The 22,132-nt window shown below is 55.0% G+C and carries 23 protein-coding genes; 6 read left to right on the top strand and 17 right to left on the bottom strand.

Going from position 1 to position 22,132, the window contains the following annotated elements:
- A partial coding sequence (tnpA, locus tag DW133_RS08655; protein ID WP_233542161.1) for an IS200/IS605 family transposase occupies positions 1 to 357 on the bottom strand: 357 nt, incomplete at its 3' end.
- 193 nt (positions 358 to 550) lie between these two features.
- On the opposite strand from tnpA, the gene DW133_RS08650 reads away from it, so the two are divergent.
- Together DW133_RS08650 and DW133_RS08645 are read left to right on the top strand one after the other, a co-directional pair.
- Positions 551 to 964, top strand: coding sequence for a hypothetical protein (locus tag DW133_RS08650; RefSeq protein WP_147408913.1), 414 nt, complete (start codon positions 551 to 553; stop codon positions 962 to 964).
- 33 nt (positions 965 to 997) lie between these two features.
- Positions 998 to 1,621 carry an ATP-binding protein gene (locus tag DW133_RS08645; protein ID WP_147408912.1) on the top strand — a complete coding sequence of 208 codons (624 nt, stop codon included), beginning with the start codon at positions 998 to 1,000 and terminating at the stop codon, positions 1,619 to 1,621.
- A gap of 101 nt (positions 1,622 to 1,722) precedes the next feature.
- Here the strand turns inward: DW133_RS08645 and DW133_RS08640 are convergent, their stop codons facing one another.
- The 12 genes from DW133_RS08640 to DW133_RS08585 all read right to left on the bottom strand — a co-directional run bounded on the left by DW133_RS08640 (position 1,723) and on the right by DW133_RS08585 (position 16,164).
- Complete coding sequence (locus DW133_RS08640) at positions 1,723 to 2,736, bottom strand: aldo/keto reductase (RefSeq protein WP_118276262.1); 1,014 nt, start codon at positions 2,734 to 2,736, stop codon at positions 1,723 to 1,725.
- Between the two features lie 351 nt (positions 2,737 to 3,087).
- The gene (locus DW133_RS08635) at positions 3,088 to 4,935 is read right to left on the bottom strand and encodes a DUF2357 domain-containing protein (RefSeq protein ID WP_118276259.1); all 1,848 of its coding nucleotides are present in this window, start codon (positions 4,933 to 4,935) and stop codon (positions 3,088 to 3,090) included.
- A 10-nt stretch (positions 4,936 to 4,945) separates the two neighbouring features.
- Entirely contained in the window at positions 4,946 to 8,590 is a 3,645-nt protein-coding gene (locus DW133_RS08630; protein ID WP_118276258.1) for a hypothetical protein, read from the bottom strand.
- A 182-nt stretch (positions 8,591 to 8,772) separates the two neighbouring features.
- Positions 8,773 to 8,955, bottom strand: coding sequence for a type II toxin-antitoxin system RelB/DinJ family antitoxin (locus DW133_RS08625; protein ID WP_118276257.1), 183 nt, complete (start codon positions 8,953 to 8,955; stop codon positions 8,773 to 8,775).
- 97 nt (positions 8,956 to 9,052) lie between these two features.
- Positions 9,053 to 9,355, bottom strand: a complete 303-nt coding sequence (locus DW133_RS08620) for a hypothetical protein (RefSeq protein ID WP_118276256.1) — start codon at positions 9,353 to 9,355, stop codon at positions 9,053 to 9,055.
- A gap of 5 nt (positions 9,356 to 9,360) precedes the next feature.
- Positions 9,361 to 10,584 (bottom strand): hypothetical protein, encoded by a 1,224-nt coding sequence (locus DW133_RS08615; protein WP_118276255.1) that lies wholly within the window; start codon positions 10,582 to 10,584, stop codon positions 9,361 to 9,363.
- A 3-nt stretch (positions 10,585 to 10,587) separates the two neighbouring features.
- Complete coding sequence (locus DW133_RS08610) at positions 10,588 to 11,880, bottom strand: VWA-like domain-containing protein (RefSeq protein WP_118276254.1); 1,293 nt, start codon at positions 11,878 to 11,880, stop codon at positions 10,588 to 10,590.
- Positions 11,881 to 11,899: 19 nt separating this feature from the next.
- Positions 11,900 to 12,946 (bottom strand): ATP-binding protein, encoded by a 1,047-nt coding sequence (locus tag DW133_RS08605; protein WP_118276253.1) that lies wholly within the window; start codon positions 12,944 to 12,946, stop codon positions 11,900 to 11,902.
- A gap of 199 nt (positions 12,947 to 13,145) precedes the next feature.
- On the bottom strand, positions 13,146 to 13,745 hold the full coding sequence (locus DW133_RS08600) for an HD domain-containing protein (RefSeq protein WP_147408911.1): 600 nt from the start codon (positions 13,743 to 13,745) through the stop codon (positions 13,146 to 13,148).
- Between the two features lie 129 nt (positions 13,746 to 13,874).
- Positions 13,875 to 14,684, bottom strand: coding sequence for an ADP-ribosylglycohydrolase family protein (locus DW133_RS08595; protein WP_118276251.1), 810 nt, complete (start codon positions 14,682 to 14,684; stop codon positions 13,875 to 13,877).
- A gap of 19 nt (positions 14,685 to 14,703) precedes the next feature.
- The gene (locus DW133_RS08590; RefSeq protein ID WP_118276250.1) at positions 14,704 to 15,642 is read right to left on the bottom strand and encodes a type II toxin-antitoxin system death-on-curing family toxin; all 939 of its coding nucleotides are present in this window, start codon (positions 15,640 to 15,642) and stop codon (positions 14,704 to 14,706) included.
- A gap of 9 nt (positions 15,643 to 15,651) precedes the next feature.
- Positions 15,652 to 16,164 (bottom strand): hypothetical protein, encoded by a 513-nt coding sequence (locus tag DW133_RS08585; protein WP_118276249.1) that lies wholly within the window; start codon positions 16,162 to 16,164, stop codon positions 15,652 to 15,654.
- A 205-nt stretch (positions 16,165 to 16,369) separates the two neighbouring features.
- Here DW133_RS08585 and DW133_RS08580 point away from each other — a divergent pair, with 205 nt between their 5' ends.
- Complete coding sequence (locus DW133_RS08580; protein ID WP_147408910.1) at positions 16,370 to 16,624, top strand: hypothetical protein; 255 nt, start codon at positions 16,370 to 16,372, stop codon at positions 16,622 to 16,624.
- 179 nt (positions 16,625 to 16,803) lie between these two features.
- Here the strand turns inward: DW133_RS08580 and DW133_RS10060 are convergent, their stop codons facing one another.
- On the bottom strand, positions 16,804 to 18,162 hold the full coding sequence (locus DW133_RS10060) for a hypothetical protein (protein ID WP_158571172.1): 1,359 nt from the start codon (positions 18,160 to 18,162) through the stop codon (positions 16,804 to 16,806).
- A gap of 222 nt (positions 18,163 to 18,384) precedes the next feature.
- Between DW133_RS10060 and DW133_RS08570 the strand changes: the two genes are divergently transcribed.
- On the top strand, positions 18,385 to 19,632 hold the full coding sequence (locus DW133_RS08570; RefSeq protein ID WP_118276247.1) for a hypothetical protein: 1,248 nt from the start codon (positions 18,385 to 18,387) through the stop codon (positions 19,630 to 19,632).
- 177 nt (positions 19,633 to 19,809) lie between these two features.
- On the opposite strand, the gene DW133_RS08565 is transcribed toward DW133_RS08570, so the two are convergent.
- The 3 genes from DW133_RS08565 to DW133_RS08555 all read right to left on the bottom strand — a co-directional run bounded on the left by DW133_RS08565 (position 19,810) and on the right by DW133_RS08555 (position 21,249).
- Positions 19,810 to 20,145 (bottom strand): H-NS histone family protein, encoded by a 336-nt coding sequence (locus tag DW133_RS08565; protein WP_118276246.1) that lies wholly within the window; start codon positions 20,143 to 20,145, stop codon positions 19,810 to 19,812.
- Between the two features lie 377 nt (positions 20,146 to 20,522).
- The gene (locus tag DW133_RS08560; protein ID WP_118276245.1) at positions 20,523 to 20,918 is read right to left on the bottom strand and encodes a hypothetical protein; all 396 of its coding nucleotides are present in this window, start codon (positions 20,916 to 20,918) and stop codon (positions 20,523 to 20,525) included.
- A gap of 34 nt (positions 20,919 to 20,952) precedes the next feature.
- Positions 20,953 to 21,249, bottom strand: a complete 297-nt coding sequence (locus tag DW133_RS08555) for a hypothetical protein (protein ID WP_147408909.1) — start codon at positions 21,247 to 21,249, stop codon at positions 20,953 to 20,955.
- Between DW133_RS08555 and DW133_RS08550 the strand changes: the two genes are divergently transcribed.
- Both DW133_RS08550 and DW133_RS08545 read left to right on the top strand, forming a co-directional pair.
- Positions 21,239 to 21,469, top strand: a complete 231-nt coding sequence (locus tag DW133_RS08550; RefSeq protein ID WP_147408908.1) for a hypothetical protein — start codon at positions 21,239 to 21,241, stop codon at positions 21,467 to 21,469. The two genes, DW133_RS08555 and DW133_RS08550, sit on opposite strands and share 11 nt — an antisense overlap.
- 187 nt (positions 21,470 to 21,656) lie before the next feature.
- The gene (locus DW133_RS08545) at positions 21,657 to 22,130 is read left to right on the top strand and encodes a UPF0158 family protein (protein WP_147408907.1); all 474 of its coding nucleotides are present in this window, start codon (positions 21,657 to 21,659) and stop codon (positions 22,128 to 22,130) included.
- Positions 22,131 to 22,132 lie beyond the last annotated feature (2 nt).

Raw genomic sequence — 22,132 nt, 5'->3', positions numbered from 1 at the left:
GCTGACCTTGCCAGCTGTGCCTACATAATAGGATGGAGACCAAAGGTGCCCATCCCGAAGTTGTTTTTTCAAATCGGGGTGCTGAAGGAATAACTTGCGTGCCGTAGTTCCCTTTAGCTTTTTAACGGCGTCCGAAACAGCTTTCGAGGGAGGTATGCTGACGAACAGATGGATGTGATCAGGCTGAATTTCCAGACTCAGAATCACCCAGCCGTTTTCGTTGCACACTTCTGTTAAGAGAAGACGCAAAGAATCGGCAACAGCTCCCGTCAATACTGATCTTCGGTACTTGGGACACCATACCACATGGTATGCAGTCTGGTAAACACAATTCCGATTAAAAATTAATTCCAGCATGGACACATATTATCATTTTTAGAGCCACGATTCCTCCCGCGGCTAAAGCCGCGGGTTTCCTCGCGGATTTATATGAATAATCTGTTCGTCGGCCAAGAGGTTTTCGCTGGGCCTGACTGAAAGAAAACACCAAAACGGGCTCGGCTTCAAGCGGAGCCTTTTTGCTGTAGGTTAACCGTCAAACAGAACCGACATGGTAGCCAAACACACTCCGACACAAGCAGTCGAAAAGGAAGCCCGGGACAAAGAGCGTTTCTTATCGCGAGCTTTTGCTAAAAAGCCGTTTGATTCAAGGATGGCTTCATCAAAGCTTTCGGCAGCAGAGGTTTTGAAGCTGCTATCAGCTGAGTCCTATGTGAAGCGCATGTCCATTGATCGTCCCAAAACGCAGGAGGCGCTTCTGGATCGCATGGTGTTGTACAAGCTTCTCGTCAAAGAGATTAACGGTCTGTATTCCATTACAAACCTCGGCGCCATTTGTTTTGCGGAAAAGTTAAGTAACTTTCCGTCGCTTGCGCGCAGGGCTTTTCGCATCGTCAGGTACGCGGATGACAGTCGCCTTTTCACCGAAAAACGAATTCGTCTGGGATCAGGGTTATGCCGTTGACTTCGACGGATTGATTCGTCTCATCAAAGGCTTTTGCCAAGCAAGGAGGTCATTGGCGAAGCCTTTCGACGAGAGGTCAGCATGTATCCTGAAATCATCATTCGTGAACTGATTCCGAATGCTTTGATCCATCAGGATTTCCGGATCAGCGGCAGCGGTCCGATGTTGGAGATTTTCAAAGACCGAATCGAGATCTTCAATCTCGGCCGTCCTCTGGTCGATACTGAGCGTTTCATAGACAGTCCGCCGAGAAGCCGAAACGAAGATTTGGCCGCCTTGATGCGAAGAATCAACATCTGCGAAGAACGAGGCAGCGGGATTGACAAAGTGGTCGCAGCAACCGAGCAGGCCTTTCTGCCAGCGCCCGAGTTTGAAATCACCGGCGAGAATTTCAAGGTTGTTTTGTGTGCGCGAAAAGCCTTCAAGGACTATTCGTCGCAAGAAAAAGAGCAGATTTGCTACCAGCATTGTGTGCTCAAGCATGTGAATCGCAAGCCGATGACCAACGCGACGTTGCGGGAACGATTCGGGATTGAAGCCAAGAATTCCTCACAAATCAGCCGAATCATCAAGGATGCGTTATCGAAGAAGCTGATCAAACTCTACGACCCGGAAGCCGGTCCGCGTTTGCGCCGATACATTCCTTATTGGGCTTAACGGGGCGTCGATCGATAAGCCGGAAACCAGTAAAACGAACGCTCTCCGACCGTATCGAGCGAAGAGCGCTTCATTCCAATGGCAAGAACTGATCTGAATTCCTACTCTTTCTTTTTCCAGTTGTTCCCAAAGGTATGCTGTTCCGTTTCCACAAAACCGCGATGGCCGTGGACGGTGCAGGCGTTGAGAGCCGCTTCGAGCTGTGCGAACTCGTTATCGGTGAGCGTCACGTCGGCAGCGCCAAGATTCTCAAGAATTCGCTCCAGATTCTTTGAGCCCGGAATCGGCACCACGTTGGGATACTTATGCAGCATCCAGGCTAGTGAAATCTGCGCGTTGGTGGCGTTCTTGAGCTTGGAGAAGTCGGCGAGCACATCAAGAATCGGTTGATTGGCTGTAATGTTTTCCTTTTTGAGCTGCGGCACGAATTTGCGCACATCGTCGACTTCCTCAAACTTGGTGTCCACTGTCACCTTTCCGGACAAGAAACCGCTTGCAATCGGAGAGAAGGGAACAAAGCCGATGTTGTGTTCAACGCAGTACGGGATCACTTCGGCTTCGCAGCCGCGCTCAAGCATGGAGTAGATGTTTTGCACGGCAGACACAGGTGTTATGGCATGTGCTTTGGCCAGTGTCTCGACATCGACTTGCGACAGTCCCCAACCGCGGATCAGTCCTTTATCGATCAGGCGCCCCATGGCCGCGGCCACTTCCTCAAAAGAGACTTCTTCGTTAATGCGGTGCAGGTAGTACAGGTCGACGTAGTCGGTCCCAAGACGCTTCATCGAGGCAACGAGATGGGACTTGACGGCGTCGTAGACGCTTGATCTTGCCGCCACTTCATCGGGTCGCAGATGCAGTTTTGTGGCAAGCACCACGTCTTTGCGTACCGAGGAAAGAGCCTTGCCGACGAGCTCTTCATTGTGGCCTGGGTAAAACACTACGTCGCCGTAGACTTCGGCGGTGTCAAAGAAATTGCAGCCGACTTCAAAGGCTTTGCGCATCGCATTGATGCTGTATTCAGTCTCGGGCACTTTGCCGTATCCGTGAGAAAAACCCATGCAGCCCACGCCGATGGCGGAGACTTCCAGATCGCGAAGTTTTCTTTTTTGCATCATTGCCTTCCTTGTTCGTGTTCCTTCGAGAGCCATTTACTAGCCCCGAAGAAAAGAGTTATTCGTTGTGTTTGATTATGGCTTTGCGCTGGAATTCCCGCCTGTCACAGGCTGGGGCAAAAATGTCACTTTTCGGAGAAGCCGGCCGGCAAAAGAGGGGATGCTAATTCAACACGTCAGTCCGAACGCGTCACGGGCACCGTCGCAAAAGAGCCCACGAGAAGAGACTTTTCCGCATCCAAGGCCGCTCAGGCCACTCACTGGACCGTAGGCAGCGGTTGTGGGAAAGTCGGGCCCGGGCAGGTAGACACAAGCCTATTTCTGCGAGAGCCTTATGCACCGCAGACCACATCATGCAAGACTCGCCACGGTCGCGGCAAGTCTCCCGACATCGGTCACCATCGGACTCACTTCCTCGTAATGCACGTCGACGCCCGGCTTTGCCGCCCACTTGCGTGCCGTCACGGGCATCGGTTCGGACTCTGGTTTGAGCCAGCCGTAGAGAATCCACAAGCCTTCGAGCGTTTCGTCGTCGTTGACGGGGCACACGGAATAAAGGTACTTAAAGAGGAGCTCGCGCGTCTGCGTCTGCACGGCGTTCCAGCCGTCGGTGTATTTGGCGTCGGCGATGAACCACCGCACGCGTTCACCCGTCTGCAGTTTGACGATGTAGTCGGGCGTCACGAAACTGTTTTGCGCATCCGTCGTCTTAAAGCCGCCATCCCAAGAGAAGGGAGACGTGCGCACGAGCCCCACGCCGTTTTCAAGCGGCATGCGGGGCGAACACACAAACGGCTCATAAAAGACCGTCGCGCGACAGACGGAGTTGTCAGCCGTCGGTTTTTCGAGAACGAAGGTGTTGGGCACCGGACTTTGCGGCCAGTGCGGCGGTCGCGCCGAATAGACGAAGCGCTTGTGGTCGGTGATTTCAAAGCCTGCGGCACGCAGATCGTCGATGAGTTTGAAGAGGCAAAAGAGCTCGTAGAGTCGGCTGCGCTCAAATGTCGTCAGAAGCAGTCCTTCGTCCATCAGATGCAGCGGGCCCATCTTCTGCCAGTCGCACATGCACTGATACACCAGACGATAGGCAGGAATCGTCAGAAAGACCTTCGAGGGAACCGGAGTCTCTCCATAGGGCGCCGGCGTCACTGGCAGAACCTGTCGGTACTGTCCGCTGATGCGTTTGGCGTGTGAGAGCAATGCTTCAAGCTGCGACTGATGGTTTTTGAGGCGCTTGAGTACCACGCCCATGATTGCCTCGGCGCTGCTTACGTATTCATCCTCAACCTTGAGAAGCTCGGGCAGTTGCGAGCGACGAGCACCCACGGCCTCAACCTCTGCCTCAAGCACTTCGGTGACGCATTCGAGAAAACCCAGCATCAGGCGGTTTTCGGGCAGGTCAAAGGTCTTGCGCTTGGTTTCCACCAATGTATGCCGCGGCATGTAGTAGCGGTTGTGGATGCGAATGCCGGTGCCGTGACTCGAGGTGACGAGATCTTCGGGATGTTCGATGACGTGGCGAAGTGTCGAGTGCGAAAACCCCGTGAGCCTTCCTACGCCATCGACCGTTTCCTGCGAGACGAGCTCGAACTTGGCGTTGGTACGAAAGTAGGGCAGCAGCTGCTCGAAGGTTTTCAGCGTCCTTTCGATCGAATCCAGGCGGTTTTGGAGTTCGGTAGCAAATGTGGATTCTTCTGCAGGAGCCGTCAGGTATTCCCCGGGCGTAGGCGCCTTGGCCCAGACATTGAGTCGGTCGACGACGTAGTCGGCCATTTTGCTAACGTAGTCGGCCACAAAGCCGCGCTTGAGCGAAAGAAAGAAGGCCTCAGTGTGGATTGCCCCGATACTCGAATCGACTGAGAGTGACACCGCGCCGATCGAGTCCTTGAAAAGAACAGCCGGCCTCGTATTCGCAATGGATACGACCGGCGTCAGGACGAAGGAATCTTGATCGCGCCAACCCATTGTGACGATTGGCTCGCCGTTGAGGAGAAGCGTCGGGATGGAGATGTGCGCAATGTCCTCGGGCTCGACCCCCAATTCGGCAAAAGCAGCATGCGGAATACGGATACGCCACAGCCGATCAGCTTTGACCGACAGGCGGATACGGTGAAGCGTTTCGGCGCAGACGGTAGCGGGCTCCCTTTGAAGCCTCAGCGCGACGCGTTCGGTGTCCGTAAAAAGTTCGAGCTGCGACATCGTTTCTCAATCAAAAGAAGCGATACCACCCCATGGACTTTTCGCCGCGCTCGATGAGTTCGGCTAGTTCCGTGCGACTTCGATCCAGACCGTTGCCGTCGAAGATCGACTGCATGGCCTCCAACCGCTCGCGGTATTCCTTGCCGTTGCCGTCAATGCGCGGCATCAGGCGCTGCACGACAGCAAAGTCAATAGCAGTGCGGTAGGCGGGTTCGGTTTCGCCCGTAAAGACCACGGCGCCGGCAGAAACGTAATCCTGTATGGCCAGACGCGTTCTCATCGAAACGGAGATGCCCAGCTGATTCTTGAAGCCCGCGTAAATATCTTCCAAAAGCGCGTTGACTTCGTCGGCGTTTTCCATTGTCCTGGGACCGAAGTAGTCCTTCATGGCGTGCCAGGAGACGATCGGGTGTTCCTCGCGTTCGTCGGGTTGTTTGGAGAATCGCACGTCCTGCTCGGGGAGTTTCACGATGTTGGCGCGATCCAAGAGACGCGGCGAGAGGTTTTCCGTCGTAAAGTCGTTGTTGATGGTCGCGAGGAACCGCAGCGTATCCGGTACCGAGTAGGTGGCTTCGCCGCCAAACGACACGTACTCACCGATGTGCGTACGGTTGTCACAGATGCGCATGAAGTCGCCCCAGTAGTATTCCATGGGCGAGAGGTTGGCTTCGTCGAGAAGCATCACAAACGCGATGTCGTCAAAGCCTCTCTGGTTTTCGGCGTGCAGTTCAGCAAAGGCTTCGCGACGGCGAGAGTCGGTGCTCTCAAAGGTCTTGGAAAGCGGGTTGTAGTAACCGATGAAGTCGCGCTTGGACGTCCATCCTCGCTCTACCGGGACGGTGAGGAAGCGCTGCGCCGCCATGGGATTTTTCCACAGGCCCGACTGCGCAACAGCAGGCATCTTATGCAACGAGCGCAAGCCCAGAACGTAGGAGAGAATCTCGCAGATCGACGTTTTGCCGGAACCCGGTTCGCCCGAAAAGACCGTGAGGAAGTTCTGGGTGAGCAGGATGAAGAAATTGAGGATCGTGTTCTTGTCGTACGCGCGGTAGCTTTGCACGTCGGCAACGAGCGCGTCAGCTAACGCCTTACCGGTCAGTTCAAGACGCGGCAGAGTAGCGACCACGCGGGCGCGAGCTTCGAAATTGGTCTGCTCGGTGTCGGACTCCCAGTCGGAGGCGGCCTGCAACAATTTGGACGCAATGGCGCCGTCAAACGCGTAGGCGTGCGCCTTTTGCACGGCTTGCTTCAGATGGTCGTCGATCGCGTTGATTTCCGACGAGATCTTGGAGTGCTGAGCCGAAAGGTCGTCGACCTTGGTCTGAAGCTTCTTTTTTTGTTGGGTGAGCTCTTCGATGTCGTCGATGAGCCCGAGTTCGGCACGACGCTCGGAACACTGCTGCGCGAGCTTTCGGTTGTCTTCGAGAAGCGTGCGGTTGTTTTCCTGCGCCTGCTTGCGTTCCATCTCGAGCGTGCGGGATATTTCGCGCTGCAGGGTGTCGCGACGGGTCTCGAGCTGAGAAACCATCTCACGCAAGTTCTCGAGCTGTGTGGTGACCACGCGGTGCGACTCCAGGCGTTTTCTCAGCTCGGGATTGTCTATGAACTGCTTGACGATGCCGTCAAAGAAGTTTTGATCGTCAACGCGGCGATCGATCGTCTTTGCCAGGAGAGCAATGACCGAGTCGAAATAACGGTCGTTGGTTTCGGCGCGCTGCAGGAGGCTCCTGATTCGGTTCTTTCGGGATGCGCGAATGCGGTCGTCTTCGCAGAAGAGTTCGCTCGTCTCGAGCTGCGTGGCGGCCCATTCCTCGAGCTTTTCTCGTTCGGAACGGTTTTCTGCGATGCTCGCAGAGAGTTTGCTGAGAAGCCCGTCGTCCGAGAGCATATCGTAGGCACAGCGCTGCAGGTTGGTGACGAAGATGACGTCGACCTTGACATTGACGCGCGAGTCGCCGGACTGGCAGCTTTGTTCGACAGTGAGCAACGGTGCCTCGCCGCTTGTGCGGTCAAAACCCTTGATCACGCGCGAGCCAGAGCGCAGCTGCAGGTTGACGTACGGCCGGTGCAGGGAATCTTCGAGAAGGTTAAGCGGACCGTAGAGGCGATCGCCGACAGCAAGCAGTACCGGAACGTTGTTGAGATGCAGAAGCTTGCGGTTTTCCGCGTCTTCGGGCTCTTCCTTCCGACGGAAGCGAATCGATACCTTGTCCTGCAGGTTGGGCGCCTCGTTGTCGGGCAGATCCGGATAGACCACCACATAGCCGCCCGCGTCTTCAACGCGGCGCAGGGCACCCGAAGAGACGATGTCGTCGTAGTCTACGCCCAAAGCGTAGTCCGAGCGGCGACCTCCGTAGCCATCCTTGCGGTCGTAGAAGATTTCGTCTGACCAGTCAAAGATAAAGAACGAGCCTTCGTTGATCTTCAGGGGCGACTTGCTCGAATCCAGACTCACGGCACCAAAGCTCGGAAACCGGGTCGAGAGATCCTGCTGGATGAAGCGTTTGGCGGCGTCCGACCAGTTGGCGACGAGAAAGAGGTTCGTGAATTTGTTTCCGAAGCGGCGAACGCACCCGAGACTTCTCGTCTTGCCGCGGGCGGGCTTGACGTCGTACGTGAATTCATTTTCAATCGGGAAGTTGTCGGGCGCAACGTAAGGAGCCGGTTCGGGCTCGGGCTCCGGAGCAGGGGCTGCGGGGTCTGCGGCGGTTCGGTTTTCTTCGGTTGGAGTATCAGCGGGCGCTTCTTGTGCCTTGGTGCCTGCGGTCGTCGTTTTCGACACGGCAGCCGCAAGGGAGACAGCCTCAATCTTGCTGCGCAGCGTATGGGTGTCATGTGCGGGCGTCACTTCGGCTGAGAGACTGTTGGCGGCGGTCGTCAGCAGCGTTTCGGCAGCAGGATTCGATTTCTTTGCATCGAACCCGTCGCTGACGAGTTTTGCCACGCGGGACTTGGCGCTGGTTGTGGTCTTCGTCTTGCGGACATTCTTGGCGGCGGCCGGTTTAGCTTTCGGTTCAACGGGAGATTCGCGCGCTTCCTTGTCTTGCGTTGACTGCGGCTGGCGAGCGAGCACGTAGGCTTTGAACGATTCGGCGCCCGCTTTGGACTTTTCCGATGAATCAAGAGCGGTGAGCACCACGCCGAGCACTTCGCTCAAGCGATCCTTTCGCTCGTCCGGAATCGAGAAAGAGAGTCCCTTGCCGTCGGCTTCCAAAAATTCATCAAAGAAGAGCAACAATACGTGAGCGGCGAGTTCCTCGGGCTTGCCCTTGAGTAGCGTGAGAAGCTTCTCAGTGATGCCGTACACCGTTTCGGGAGCGAATTCGCCCGCAGCCTTAAACGGGTCCTCGTGCTTTGCCTTCTTGTCGGCAAGAAGCTGGACATGCGTTTCTCTCAAAAGCGTCTTGATGAAGGCGCTCATCGACGGCAAGCTGTTTTTGAAAGACGTCGGAATGCGGTTGCGAAACGTCGCGCCGTCGAGAAAGGTGTTGCTGCTCGTGCGTACTCCCTTGAACATAGGGGCCTTGGAGAGATTCTCCTTGACGTAGAGGCCGACTTCTTTTTTGGCTTTGTTGGGTGCGTGATCCAACGCAAAGTTGAGAAGATCGGAGGCGGTGATGGAGGGCACGGGCGAAACGGTATTGCTGTCAGACATACGAGAAACCAGGTCCGAAATAACGGGCGCGCGGCATCGGCGTACTAAAAGAAAAGCCGCGCCCTTAAACGATATCTCTTGGATTTTAGCGAGCTGCGCTGGACGTTGCGGAAGTTGGAAAAAGGGCGGCCGCCGGCAAATGGATAGTTTCGCGGGCGGCGCGTACCGGTCGCACTCAGCAGTCACTCCTGCGGTGTATTGAGAAGATCGGTGTCCTTCGGCACCTCAAAATGAAGCCGTCCCTCAAGACGCGTCTCCTGCAGGAACATCACGACGGCGTCTTCGATCGTGACGCCCATTTCGGCGCGGACTTCCTCGGCTTGAACAAGCAGCTCGGAATCAAGTTCGATGCTCAGCGAGTCCATGGGCGACCCATAGGTTGATCTTTGCACGATATGTTGATTCTGTACTGAATTCTGACAGGATCGGGACGATCCGATAGATGAGATCTATGTCGGTTCGTCAGATCGTACGCACGAGACCTCCGGTGGAAGCCTTGCGAACCTTCGTTTTACCGTTGCTCATGCGAATCGCTACCAGATCGCCGCTAAAGGAAATGTCCACGGCGTCCTTGGGTTCGAGCGTACGAAGCAAGCCGCCGTTAAGTCGCCGGAGTTCAGCCTTGCCGCTGGCGTAGACGATGCCGACGAGTTCCAGTTCCGAACTCATCGAGACGCTCACCACGTTGGACGAACCCATCGTTCGCACCAATCCTCCGTTGTCGTTTCGCAGTTCCGCTTTGCCATTGCGTATCGTGATCAGCATTTTGTTTATTCTCCTTCGTTTAGGGGCAAGCGCCTTTGTTTGTTCGATTGTAGGCCTTTGTCGGGCGTTGGGAAAAATTCGTCGAAAGCCTCCTGCATCACCCGATAGACCATGACTTCAAGTTCGGTTTTCACCTCGTCGCCTTCCTTGTCCGTGTACTTTTCGGGCTTGTCGAACACCTTCTGCAATTGCCTGAGATAACAGTCGAGCATGTCCTCGTAACACTGCACACAGTCAGCGGCAGACAAGGGCACCAGCGTGACCTTATAAAACTTCTCCCGAGTAAGATTGAGCAGGAGACTCTGTTCTTCAGTGGCGTTCAGAAGGGCGGTGATCAGATGATTGCTGATCGCCTCAATGATTTTCGTCTGACGATCTTCCGGTTTGCCTTTGCCTTGCGCGACAGTTTCGACTTCGGTTTTTCTCGCATCCGACAAAAACAATTTCCAGCCGGCACCTTCTTGCGCCACGAAGTAAGCCGGCAGGTCCTCGAAAAAGTCGACATTGTTGTCGGAGACGCTTGCAAAGGTTCCGCTTAACTTGGTGTAGAGCGGCACACAAAATCGAATGTTTTCGGGTTGATAGAACCGGCTTTTGGCTCTCGAACTCGGCTCCAACAGCGTTCGGCGATCCAGCAGCCGATCAGTCGCAAGCTCTACGCTTCGAAAGGCAAAAGTAACCGGCTTCCATTTCTTGGGCAAGGTTCCGCTCTTGGCGCGCTCGACAAGCTTTTCGAGCGTCAGCCGACCTTCAAGGGCCGTCATGATGAGCGAGAAGGCGTGCGGTCTGGAATAGACGCTGTGAAAGGGCAGTTTGTTCCACACTGACTTGGCCATGCGGTCGACCGTATGCACGGACAGCGGCATCTGCAGCGGCGCTCTGGTGTCTCTGTCCAGGCCGAAACGTCTTAACGGCGCCCAGCCGTCCACAAAGGAAAACATCGGATGTTTACCGGTGCGCATGAGCTCAGCCTTTGCGCGAGAGTAAAAGCCCGGCGAAGGCCCCGTGTAAATGTGCTGCATCGAGATGTAGAAATTGAGCGGCAGGTAGCTGGCCGACCAAAGCTCGTAGACGAAACGAAAACGGTTGGGCCGTACGATGCTGTACAGGTAGGGCTTTCCAAGGTCGGCAGCGGTGACCTGACCGATCGGAACGTCGCTCGCATGCCGACTGAGAAACTTTCGGAGTTGGTCGGGATAAAAATAAGATCGTGGCGTGTGTACGTACATATTTCAGTTCCGGTTGCCATTGACGTAGATCACTTCGCCCCGCATGTCTTGATGCGGGTGGAAATCGCTGCTCAACACCCAGACAAGCGGGCAGGGGACCTGTTTTTCGGTTGGATAGGGCGTATAGCCGTCGGTAAACGTGACGCAGACGTCGGCTTCGATGTCGTTCTTTGCAATCCAATCCATGATGGCCGGCATACAGGTGCCGCCGCTCCAAAGGTTTTTGCGAGGTTCGAGCGGTTCTCCCTTTTCATATTCGTCGACGGCTTCAACTTGCGTTGTGCAGTAGACGACATAGACCTTGCGCGGGTGGCAGAGGTCGAAAATTCGCTCGCAATGGCCGAGATACTCGGCGATTTCAATGTCGGAAATGGAACCTGAAACGTCGACGCCGATCACGACCGTTCCCAAGGACGGGAAACGTTCGCGCCGCGGCAGGTAGGCGATGTTCAGCCGCCGTTTGTCGGGACGGCTCCAGTTGTAACGTTGCTCAGCCTTGCCGACCATGTAGCGCTCAAGCAGTTCGTACCAGGGCATGGAGGATTCCAGAATCGAACCGATGAAGCGGGCAAGGCCGCCGCTCATGTTTCCGCAGGTCCTGGCGGTCGTGAGCGCCTGGCCGAGCGCGAGCTTTCCTTCTTCGATCTGCTCGTTGATTTCCTCCTGCGTCATCTTCCGTGCTTCACGCGGAAGGTCCGGGATGTTGAGTTCCCCGATGAAGGGAGAAGTGCTTGCCGAGCTGTCGTTGCCATTCTCGGATCCGTCATCGGATGCACCGGCGAGTCCGCCGGCTTGCCCATCGGCCTCAGGATCATCCGGAAATAACGGCAGCGTCAGGCCTTGGCCTATCGAGGGAGACGTTTTTTCCTTGGGTTTGAGCCTTGACGCGATCTCGTCGTAGATAGACTCCGACGTACGGTACTGCGCGCCGAGCATACGGATGCCGCCTGCGATGAACTCGCCGACACCTTCGGCGATAAGCGTTTCGTTGATGACGGCGTCGCATGCGATGTTGTAGATCACCGGATCCCGGTCACCGCGCCTTGCAATGTGTGCAAAGACGATGTGCATCACCTCGTGGGCAAGCAAAAATTCAAGCTGCGGGGCAGAGCATTTCTCTACGAACTCGGGGTTGAGCAAAATGACTCGGTCAGTCGTCACGGCGGCGGTCTCGACGGAAGCCGTGATAAGCACTTCGTGACGGTAGAGAAGGCTGCCGAAAAAGGGATGACGAAGAAGCAACCCCACGGAGGCCTTGCTGATTTTCTGTCCCTGGTCTACGTCGGCGGCAAGCATCGCTTTACTCCTTCACGCTTTAGATCAAAAGGCCGCTTTTGAGCAGAAAGCGCGCCACGACCGTGCTGTAGAGGTTGTTGCCGTCGCGAGTCTTCGCCGACGTAAAGTCCTTACGGTTGGCCGAGAGATACATCTTGGCCGCGGCCACGGTCATTTCGGGGTTCAGGCGCGCCGTGTAGGTCCAGATTGCCTCGGCGTTGTGGGTCGTGAGGACGGAGCTGAGCTGGGCAATCGTGGCCCACTGAATGTCGTTGGCGCTCGGTATCTCGATCCCCTCAGGATCGTTGATGATTCTCTCGGCACTCGGAAGGCGTTTCATGACTCTCAGAAAGCCCACGTATTCAGCCGCGGCGCCGTCGCCCACGGAACCTGCGACGTGCTCCCGAAAGAGCTTTGCTTTCTTTTCGATCGACTCGGGGATTAAGGCCACGGAGGCCCAGGAGCGCGGCGTCGGATTCCTGCTGCGTTTGGCGTCGAAGTCCGAGAGCAGACTCGGGCGAAAGCGCAGAAAGGCCTGCAGTTTCACAGGCACGTTGTTTGCCTGCGCCCACTCGAGCCAGTCGTCGAGGTTTTCGGTGAATTCGAGCTCGCGCATGCGGTTGGCAAGTTTCGTGCTCAGTCGATTGGCGCCCGATCGATCTTCGGTGCGGTTGCCCGTGGCGATGATGAAGAGTTGATCCGACAGACGCAGCTGCCCGGCGCAGCGATCGAGCACGACGCGGCAGAGCGGATTTTGCATGTTCATGTCGGCGTCGCTCAGTTCCTCCAGAATCAGCACGCACGGTCCCACACCTTGGCGCAAGGCCCAGAACTCTTCGGGCGGCAGCCATTTGGTGCACTCGCCGTGAAATTGCGGCAGACCCAGCACGTCGCAAGGCTCTCGCAGAGACGGGTTGAATTCGACGATGCGCTCAGAAGGAATCTTGTGGGTGACGGCAAGTTCCTGCGCGATTTCGCGTGCACAGGAGCTCTTTCCGCCGCCGGGCTTGCCGACGATGAACGGAACCACTTCGTGGGTGGTCTTGAACTGTTCGAGGATGGTTGATTTCAGGTCGGAGAATTTCATGGCCTTTTGACTCTTTTTGGTTGTCTGCAGCAGACATTGTCAGACATCATGCGTCAATAATTGACGCATTCGGAAAGCCCGAAGGAGGAAACCGAAAAGTCATAGAAATATCTGCGTCGCAGGAAAAAAAGAGGCCGATCCGAAGACCGGCCCGAGGAGGTTCAAGGAGAAATTGCATAAAAGAGTGAGCTGCAGAAGGTTAGTTTTTCTTCTGTAACGCGATGATCAGTTCATTGAGCAAGGATTCGACTTCGTGCGCAACAGGTAACTTACGCTCTCGATAGATGGCAACAAGCTCCGAGTAGTTCCACAGAACGAGCTCGCGTTTTTCGGCGCGGACCTTTTTCTGGTCGACAAAACGATCGAACACGGCGTCACCCAGGTGCTTGGCGTCGGCCAGAGTGCACTGAAGGTTGTGCCATTTGTCAGCGGCGCTGATGAGCAGTACCTCGTCTGAAGCCGCGCGCAAGTGCTCAAGGTACTGCCTCTTGCGCTCAAGCCAGGGAGCTTTCGCTTGGCCCGAGGCGGGTGCCGCGTCCGAGCAAGCTATCACGAGTTCGAGCACGTGCTTGCCGAAATGCTCTTCGATGACCGGAATGTACTGCGCGCCGCCGTCTTCGATCACGTCGTGCAGGAGCGCTGCGACGAACTGATCTTCGCTGCCGCCCCAAACGGCTACCTGAGAGGCCACGGCCATGGGATGCGAGATGTACGGAATCTCGGTGGATTTGCGCTTTTGGTTTTCGTGTACAAGCGCGGCCAGAGCAAAGGCGGCGCAGATGCGGTCGGTGCAATACATTTGTTTGGTCCTTTCGGTTGCGTTGAGTCGTGCGCTTCGACACTTTTTCCGCGGAAGCTTATCTTCGGAAGTCTTGTCGATTGACAACAAAAGACTAAAACCGCGTGCGTCGTTTTCCGTCGCAACCGATCAATCCCGAGAGACCGGTCGGTATCTGGACTCAAATGCGGCAAGCACACCGCGCAGGCGATCGTCGAGAAAGCTCGAGGCTTGCTGTGCGATTTCATCGGCAACGCCGTAATAGGCGCCCGCGACGCTTCCCGCAATCGCGCACAACGTATCGCTGTCACCGCCGAGACTCACCGCGTTTCTGAGGGCGTCTTCGAAGGACGTCGACTCGAAGAAACATAACAGCGCCTGCGGCACCGAGTTTTGACAGGTGTTGAGCGCTTTACCGCGGCAATATGTCGGGCGGATCGAATCAAGCGAAAATGAGAGGTCGTAGAAGTGGCGACCGACGAAGTTTTTGACAGAGGCTTTGTCGTGGCCGGTGCGGGCGAGAAAGACGCAGGCAGCCACGGCTTTGGCGCCGTTGAGACCTTCCGGGTGGTTGTGCGTGACGGCGGTGACTGCATCAGCCAGTGCAAAGACCTCGTCGAGCGTTTTTGCTGCGTAGCCGCAGCCGCTTACGCGCATAGCCGCACCGTTTCCACAGCTGAAGTACGGCGATTTGACTTCCGATATGCGCCAGCGGTTGAATTGTCCGCCGTAACTGAGCTTCCAATAGCGGTTGGCAAAGTTGGCAAGATGCCTTTCGGCGGCCTGCGGCAAAAGCTCAGGCTTTGTTTCGGTCTCCAGAAGCGCCTGACAGACGGCGAGCGTGAGCACGGTGTCGTCAGAGAAGGAGCATTCGGGCGAAAAGAGCTCAAAAGACTTGCTGAGATGATTGGCGTGTTCGAACTGAGAGCCGACGATGTCGCCGACAATGGCTCCGAGCATTGTTGTCTCCCTGACAAGGTTAATTTTCGATCGCGCCCAGACTGAACTCGGCGATCAAGGCATTCGCAAAAATATCCGGTACGGGACGGTTATACCGTGCAAAGCTTTCGGCAACGGTTTCGCCATCCGTGACGATCGTTCGTTTGCCGGCGTTGGCGCGTTCGTTGAGCGCCTGCATGACGGTCTCAAAGTCTTCCGGCCAACCGTGCATAAACGACGACGGTCCACGAAGGTGCAGAAGGTCTGCCGTCTCGATGATGGTGAGCGCTGCGCTCACGACGTCCGCGCGCTTTTCCTTATTCAAGGCTCGGATTTCGCAGTCGAATGTGACAAGCGACCATTCCGGGTGGCGCTCAAGGAGCCTTGACTGTACGGCAAGCTCGGCAAGATCTAAGGGATTCAGGGAGAGCCACCGCGAAGAACCGATGATGCACAGCGTCGGAATGTCGGTTCGCTCTTCCGCGAAGTCTCGAATGAGATCCATTGTTTGTGGGGCAACTTTCATCCAGGTCAATTTCGTGAACGGATCGTTGGGTTCGGAAACGTCAGATGTCTTCTCGGAGACAGTCATTTCCGCTTTCAGATGCGCGGCGATGTCTTCGAGTTTGACGCGGTCCTGCGCGAGTTCCACCAGAAGCTCGGGAAGGGCCTCGGAATCTTTCAGGCGGCAGCCTGCGCGCTTCAAAAGAAGTCCGGCGGCGTTTAAGGCTGTGCGTTTGTTGCCGTCGGCAAAGGCATGAGCGCGAGCGATGCAGTACGTCTGAAAGGCGGCGCACAGAAAGACATTGGTCCAATCGTAGGCCGTGTTGTAGGTCATCGCGGTACGGATGCGGCCGACGAGAGCTTCGGCCTTGGAAAGAGATTCTTCGGGCGCCATCGGGGATGTTTTTAAGCCGCCGAAACGCTCAATCACGGCGTCGTGAATGCGAAGGATTTCTTTCGGTTTGAGAAGGTGCATGTTCTGTTCCTAAAGAGATTTGAGAGCGGCGTTGCTCGCCGCGAGTGTGTTCAAAACATCCTGAATTTCGGCTTCGAGCTTGGTTTCGTCTTCGTTTGGCGGTACATAGCCTCGAGCGATGAGTACCTTGCGGGCAGCCTCGGAGCGGTTTTTATAGATCTCCGGCCAGCGGCGTTTGCCGATGCGGCGGTCGGCCGCCAGAAGAATGTCCGTGAGGCCGAAACGGTCGTGCAAGGTCATGAGTCTGTCGACGGGGGCCTGAAAGTGGCGAATGACGATACCGCAGCACCACGAGATGTCGTCTTCAAACGGAAGATTGCCTATGTCGAAGTCCTTGTCGTGCCACATGAACATGAAGTCATGCATGCAATCGAAGATGACTTCTCCGTCGAGAGTTACCCAAAAGCGCGGTATGCCGTTGGCACACGTTTTGCCGCCGCCCGGATAGACGGCGCAATGGACTTGCAGGTTAATTTTGGGATCGATGATTTCGTAGAGTTTTCGTTGGATTTGCGACCACATGTGTGGCTCTCCTTACTTCGGTTGACTGTGAAAAACAGTGGGTTCGCAAGTAAGGTATCCGGTTGTGCGTCAACGATTGACGCATAGAAGGCGAGCGTGCGACTGCGTCGGTCAGTGACGCAGCAGGCAATAGAGTGGGCGAAAAGATTCTTTTAGGTACGCCTCTGAAATGTCCCGATCACACCGCTACTCGCCGATCTGTTCTTTGCTCAAAGTTGACAGCGAAAGGTTTGACAAGCAGCGCTGGCACCGCGCCTGGCGGGCTCGTCAGCGCGCTGCGTTGAACGCTGCCGTGCGGATCACCGAGGCAAAGGACGTAGAGGAGGCGTTTGACGATTTCAATCTGATCTTGCCGCGCGAGGTTTCCAACATCTGGACGATGGAAAAGGAAGGCAAGGTGCGGTTTTCGCCGGTCAGGTACCGGAATGAGGAATGGTGGAAAAGCGTAATGAGAAAATAGACGTATTTGGCTGCACTAACTGTGTTGCAGGACTTCCCTGAGCATGTAAAGATACGAAAGGATCAATAGCGGCGAACCGGTTCTGCAAAGTCTAGTCCACAATTCGAGGTCTCTCTTTACGCGTAACCTATAGAGTTCGTAGCAACGAACTCTATAGGATGCGTCAGTTCGGTGTATGGTCACAGCTTTTCGTCGAAAAGCGGCAACTTCAGATTGCGTGCATCGGACTTTTCTCTGCTGACTTCGTCTTCTTCCTTATCCTCATCCTCATCGTCGTCCTCGCCATCTTCTTCGTCGTCTCCGTACAGATCGCGAAAATCGATGTCCCAGTCGGGATCCAGCCCGTCTTCATCGAGGCCGAACTCGTCGACTTCATCTTCCTCGTCTTCGTCCTCAAAGTCCTCGGCGTCGTTGACCGCCTCGACGATGAGGTCTTGGATTTGGCGCGTGGTGTGTTGCACAACCGCGGGATCGGGGTCAGCAAGGAGAAGGCGGATGAAGTCGGTCGTTGCCGGGAGCTCCTGGAGATTCTCGACGTAGTCAATCAGGCGCTCCGGATCATCGCCGTAAAACGCGATGCGCTCTTCGTTCGTGAGATCCTGGGGTTCGACACAAACGGCGCGACGTACTGCCGGGCTCTCGTCAAAGGCCAATTTTCTTGCGGCAGGCATGGACGAACGGACGTAGTGCGCGGCATATTGTCGTACGAATTCTCTGGGATCCGATGCAAATTTTTCAATCACGTACTCGGGTTGCGCGGTCAGATCGAATAGATCGGGGCCGTTATGGCCTTCCGTATCGTCAAAGTCGTCGTAACTCATGAGGCTGTCGATCGCGTTTTCGATTGCTGCCGGTTCCGTGAGCGTAATCGTGTACGGATCGGTGTCGGGGTTGAGCACCAGTTCGAAAGGAATCGCATCACCCGCAACGGCGTCGCCTTCGGTAACGGCTTTAATCAACAGGGGACGCAGAACGGCTGCAGCATGCTCGTCAATGTAGCGGATGCGGTGGCGCACAGTGTTGCGAAGCGTGCGATCCTTGAGCGCGTCGGCAACAGCTCGGCGTCCGTCTTCGGTCGAGGCAAGCGTCTCGAGACCGTCGATGTTGTCAAGCACAGCTTCACGCACGCAAAAAGCGCGATCGTTCAGAAGCTTGATAAAAGTTCCTAGTTTCAGGCCGCGGCCGGCGGCTATCTTGCGCATTTCGTAGGACGGACTCTTGGCAAGAATTTCCCAGACTTCACGTTGGGGCTCAGGCACCGCCGTGGGCTCGGCCGTGTAGGTCATCTCGGTCTCTTCGACGATCAGTGCCGGCGAAATTCCGTCTTCAGTGTGGCGCGTGGGTGAATACTGTGCCGACAAAATGTAATCCACGATGGGCCAGCCCAGTCGCACGGTCGTGTCGCCGTAGCGCAATACTGCCAGAGGCTTTACACGATCTTTGGTCAGGTAAATAGGAAGATGCTGCCACTGTTCGAGAGTGGCCTTGGGGTTCGTTTGGGAGGTTTCGACGGTGGTCGTATTGTTTTGATCGGTCATTTCGACTCCTTGAAAGACATTGGAGATACGATCATTCTGACAGTCGGTGCGACACTGATTGACGCTTGCAAGACACCTGTTATCGAAAGAGAGATCCGCCGAAATTGCCCGAGTTGTAAAGCTATTTTGCGGGTGAGTCGCAAAATGACGCATCCTCCGTTACCATGCGGTTGACAATAAATTTGTCATTGGCAAAAAAGGTTTTCGAGAGGAAATTTGAAAATGACCCATACCCCATCAACGGTTAACGACAACCATCAGTGTGTGCCGCCGATCCTGCAGCCTCAACTGCCCGAATTCCGGGAACTGATCAAGCGTGCTCCCAGCGGCATCGGTCTGATCAGCGGCAAGCGCATGACGGGTTCGGACGAGTGGGATGAAATCATCACGGTGGCGGTTTCCACAGAGTTTGTGGCCGACCTGGTTCGCTGGGGCGGCATGGATGCGGCAATGCCGGAAGAGGCGATGCGCCGGGCCGCCTTTATGAATCTGCTTGCCCGTCACCCGGACGCACGACTGCGCACGGCTGCGGCTACGGAGCCGAATCTGACGGCCGAGTCCGTCACGCTTCTTGCAGACGACGCTTCGCACGACGTCAAAAACAATCTCTCGCTCAATGCTCAGGCCGTCGGTCTGATGAGTTTCGATCAGGCCGTGGCCTTCGCCAGCGAAGACGGACAACTCATTGAAAACACGATGGAGTCGATGACGCAGGCTGCGAACAATGCCTACCACAATCCGCTGCGTCAGAAGAGCGAAGCGGCTACCGTCGAAGAGTTTGAGCGCTCTGTGGCGTTTGACGAGCAATATCAAGCGCTTGCCGAAAAAGCTCGAAAGCTTATCGAGCACTTCTATGAACATCCCGATCTGAGTGTGCGCCAGGAGGCGCGAATTCTGCAGGACCGGCTGGAAAAATTTTCCGATGAGGTTCCGAAACGCCGTCATCCGTTTACCCGCCGCAGACGCAGCGCCTCGGAGTTCGGACTGGATCTCTATGGACGACCGCAAGACTATGTTTATGCCTTGGTGTTTCTTGAGGAAGTCGAGGGCGACCTGCGCGCGGCCGGCTCAACGCCAAAACTCATGATTCCCGTAGACGGTCTTGAGGGGGTCGCTCGCGACCTTCCGATCAACGGCGATACGGAACCGTTTGTGGTTCGCATGGCCTACCACCCGGCTCGCGCGGTACGAAGCGAAGTGGCGCGACGGGATGCGCTGCCGACGGACGCCGTCAAGGCGCTTTGTGCTGACAGCACATACGATGTGCGCCAGGCGTTGCTCGCCAACGAAGACGTTCTTGCGGACCTTTCCGATAAGGAAATCCTCAATATCATCAAGGCTGACCCCGGTCTTTTGAGCGAGTCCTTCGGTTTTGGCTGCGCGAGCAGCCGCATTTCACGTCTGCTTCGGCAGACTTACGGCGACTCGAAGGACCCATACATTCTCGAAACGATCAGCTGTCTTGAATAACACCTGATCCAATCAAATGATCCACGCCGCCGGCCAAAGACAGCTGGCGGTTTTTTCGTGTGTACGAAAATGGCCGAAAGGCCGATCGGTTGAAAGTTAGGATTTCGACCGGAATTGATCGCAAAAAAAGCCTCCGAGGTTGTCCTGGGAGGCTTTTCGAATCCGAACGGCTTCGGATTACTTCTTGAACTGTTCAGTCAGGAACTGTTCAAGGTCTTCACGCTTCATATTGTTGGCTTCGAGGAAGGCGCGAACTTCGCGCTTCATGTTGCCCTTGCCGGTCCATTCGACGCCGTTGGGAAGGCGATACTTGATCGGGGACTTGCCGCGGGACTTCTTGGTGGCGGCAACAGGTTCTTCGGCAAACGTGAAGTCGGAAGCTTTGAGTTGGAAATCGGTGATGATTTCCTGAACGTAAGCGATGGCTTCAGCTCTGGCTTCCTGAGCCTGCTTCTTGAGTTCTTCCTGCTGACGCTGCAAGTTAGCGTAAAGTTCCTTGAAATTATCAGACATTTTTATCCTCCTACTTAGATGCGGTGAGTCTAACAGTCTTTATTCGCAATTGTCAATGAATAATTGATGATAAACATTCGAAATTTTTAAATTAGGAGATTCTATCTAGGATATCTCAAGATATTCGGGGCTTACTGCCGAAAATTGAAGACGAGATCATTGGTTTGGGCTCAAGGAAATATTTTGACGAAAGCGAAGTGAAAATATTGGGGATTGTGTCGGGGTGAGTTGGCAGCCCGCGGCTGAAACTCGCAGAGACAGGAGGAACAAGGGATGGGGCGGATTGAAGGAAAAAACTGCCGCCGAAAGAGCAAAAGGAGGAAATCTCTAACGGCGGCAGGCTGGCTAAGTGAATGGATAATCGTTACTTATCGAATCTATGTTTTGCGTTTTGCGCAGTTGGCAATTTCAATCGCCGCTGACAGGTCGTCACCGTTGGGATTCGGAAACGTGACCGTCATTTGAACCGGCGAATAGTATTTTGTATCGAACATACGGATGAGGTGCTCGCCCAGAGCATCCAATGTGCCGGCATGGATGAGCTTAATCCGAATGCTGACCTTTTCATTTTCGAATGTTTGCTTAACGGTGATCGGAAGGCATTCGTACTTCTTGGCAAGCGCATAGAAGTCTCGCACTTTTGCGGCAATCTGCTTTCGAATATGGTCTTGCTCGATTTTCGTAAGATCGCTTGATTCAAGAGCGGCGATGAACTTCTCAAGTTTGGCCTTGCGACTCTTTCGAGTCTTTATTGTCAGTTTGTACGCAAACATTGTCGTCCTCGGTAAAGGTTGTCGGTTGTTTTTCTCAGTAGTTCGCTAAGGTCGCGGCGCCGGTTCGTGTTCTTAATTCGAGCGTGTTGCTTTGTTTTTCAAAGCTTTCTTGCTGCGACACTGAAACATTAAAGCTACGTGCGTCAATTTCCGTCGCATGCAAAAACAATCGCTTTTGGAAGTCGTTCGAGACGATCGTCAGAAGCTTGCGGTCATTGAGTGTCAGGTGCAATGGCATAATTGCGAGCACCCACCACCAACGAACCGAATTGGTCTCATACATGAACAAACTTGCCGCTGTTGCTTCCGCCATCGCTTTGATGCTTTCCATTCCCACGGTTTCGGCTGCTGACTCGTTCTTTGATTCCATTAAGGAAGTCGGCCGAACCATCGGTCACACCACGCGCGACGTGACCCGTGAAATCGGTCATGCCTCTCGCGACGCCACACGGGAAGTCGGTCACGCTTTCCGCGACGGTTTCTCCGACGATGAAAAGGGCAAGGCTAAGGGCGACAAAAAGCAAAAGGACGAAAAGAAAGCCGACAAGTGAGCTCCTTCTGAGTTGTTCGGATTGCGAAATCGAACTTAGCAAAAACGTTTCACGTTGTTATTTTTGCTTCTCTGAATGTCCGGGACTCCGGCGTTTTCGTAGTTAAAGTTTTATGCGAATTTGTGCCTAACGGTTTTGTGCCAATTACGGTATCGTTGAACATCAGGAATCGGAAAGGAGACTGATCGTGATTTCCTTGCGCGAATTCGAAGCCGTTTTTTCCATGCTGGCACCTTGGGAGTCGGATGCCGAAGCGTTTGTGCGAACCGATGCCGACGGCATCGTCTATGTGCCGAACTCTATGTTTGCCGACACCGAGGAAATCGACGCCGCATACGACGCAATGAAAGAAGGTTCCTGGATCGCTTTTCCGGATGCCTCCGAATTGCGTTTAGGCCATCGCATGGCTCTGCGGTTCGCCCGAGAGTTCTTGTCTGAAGAGCAGTGTGAACGCGTCGTCGCAATCTTCTCTCGCCGCGGCGCCTTCCGACGATTCAAAGATTTTCTTGATGAATGCGGAAAGCTTCATGAGTGGTACGCCTACGAAGAACTCACCGTACTGGAGGCACTTAAACAATGGCTCAAGGACAACGACATCGATTATGTGGATGATCGGCCGCTTTCCGAAGAAGCGCAGAGGATAGCGGCGCTGCAAAGATAGAG

It is taken from the genome of Sutterella sp. AM11-39 (genome assembly GCF_003472385.1).
Classification (GTDB): domain Bacteria; phylum Pseudomonadota; class Gammaproteobacteria; order Burkholderiales; family Burkholderiaceae_F; genus Duodenibacillus; species Duodenibacillus intestinigallinarum.
Note: the sequence above shows the minus strand (reverse complement) of the source record. Positions and strands in the feature narration are given on the sequence as shown.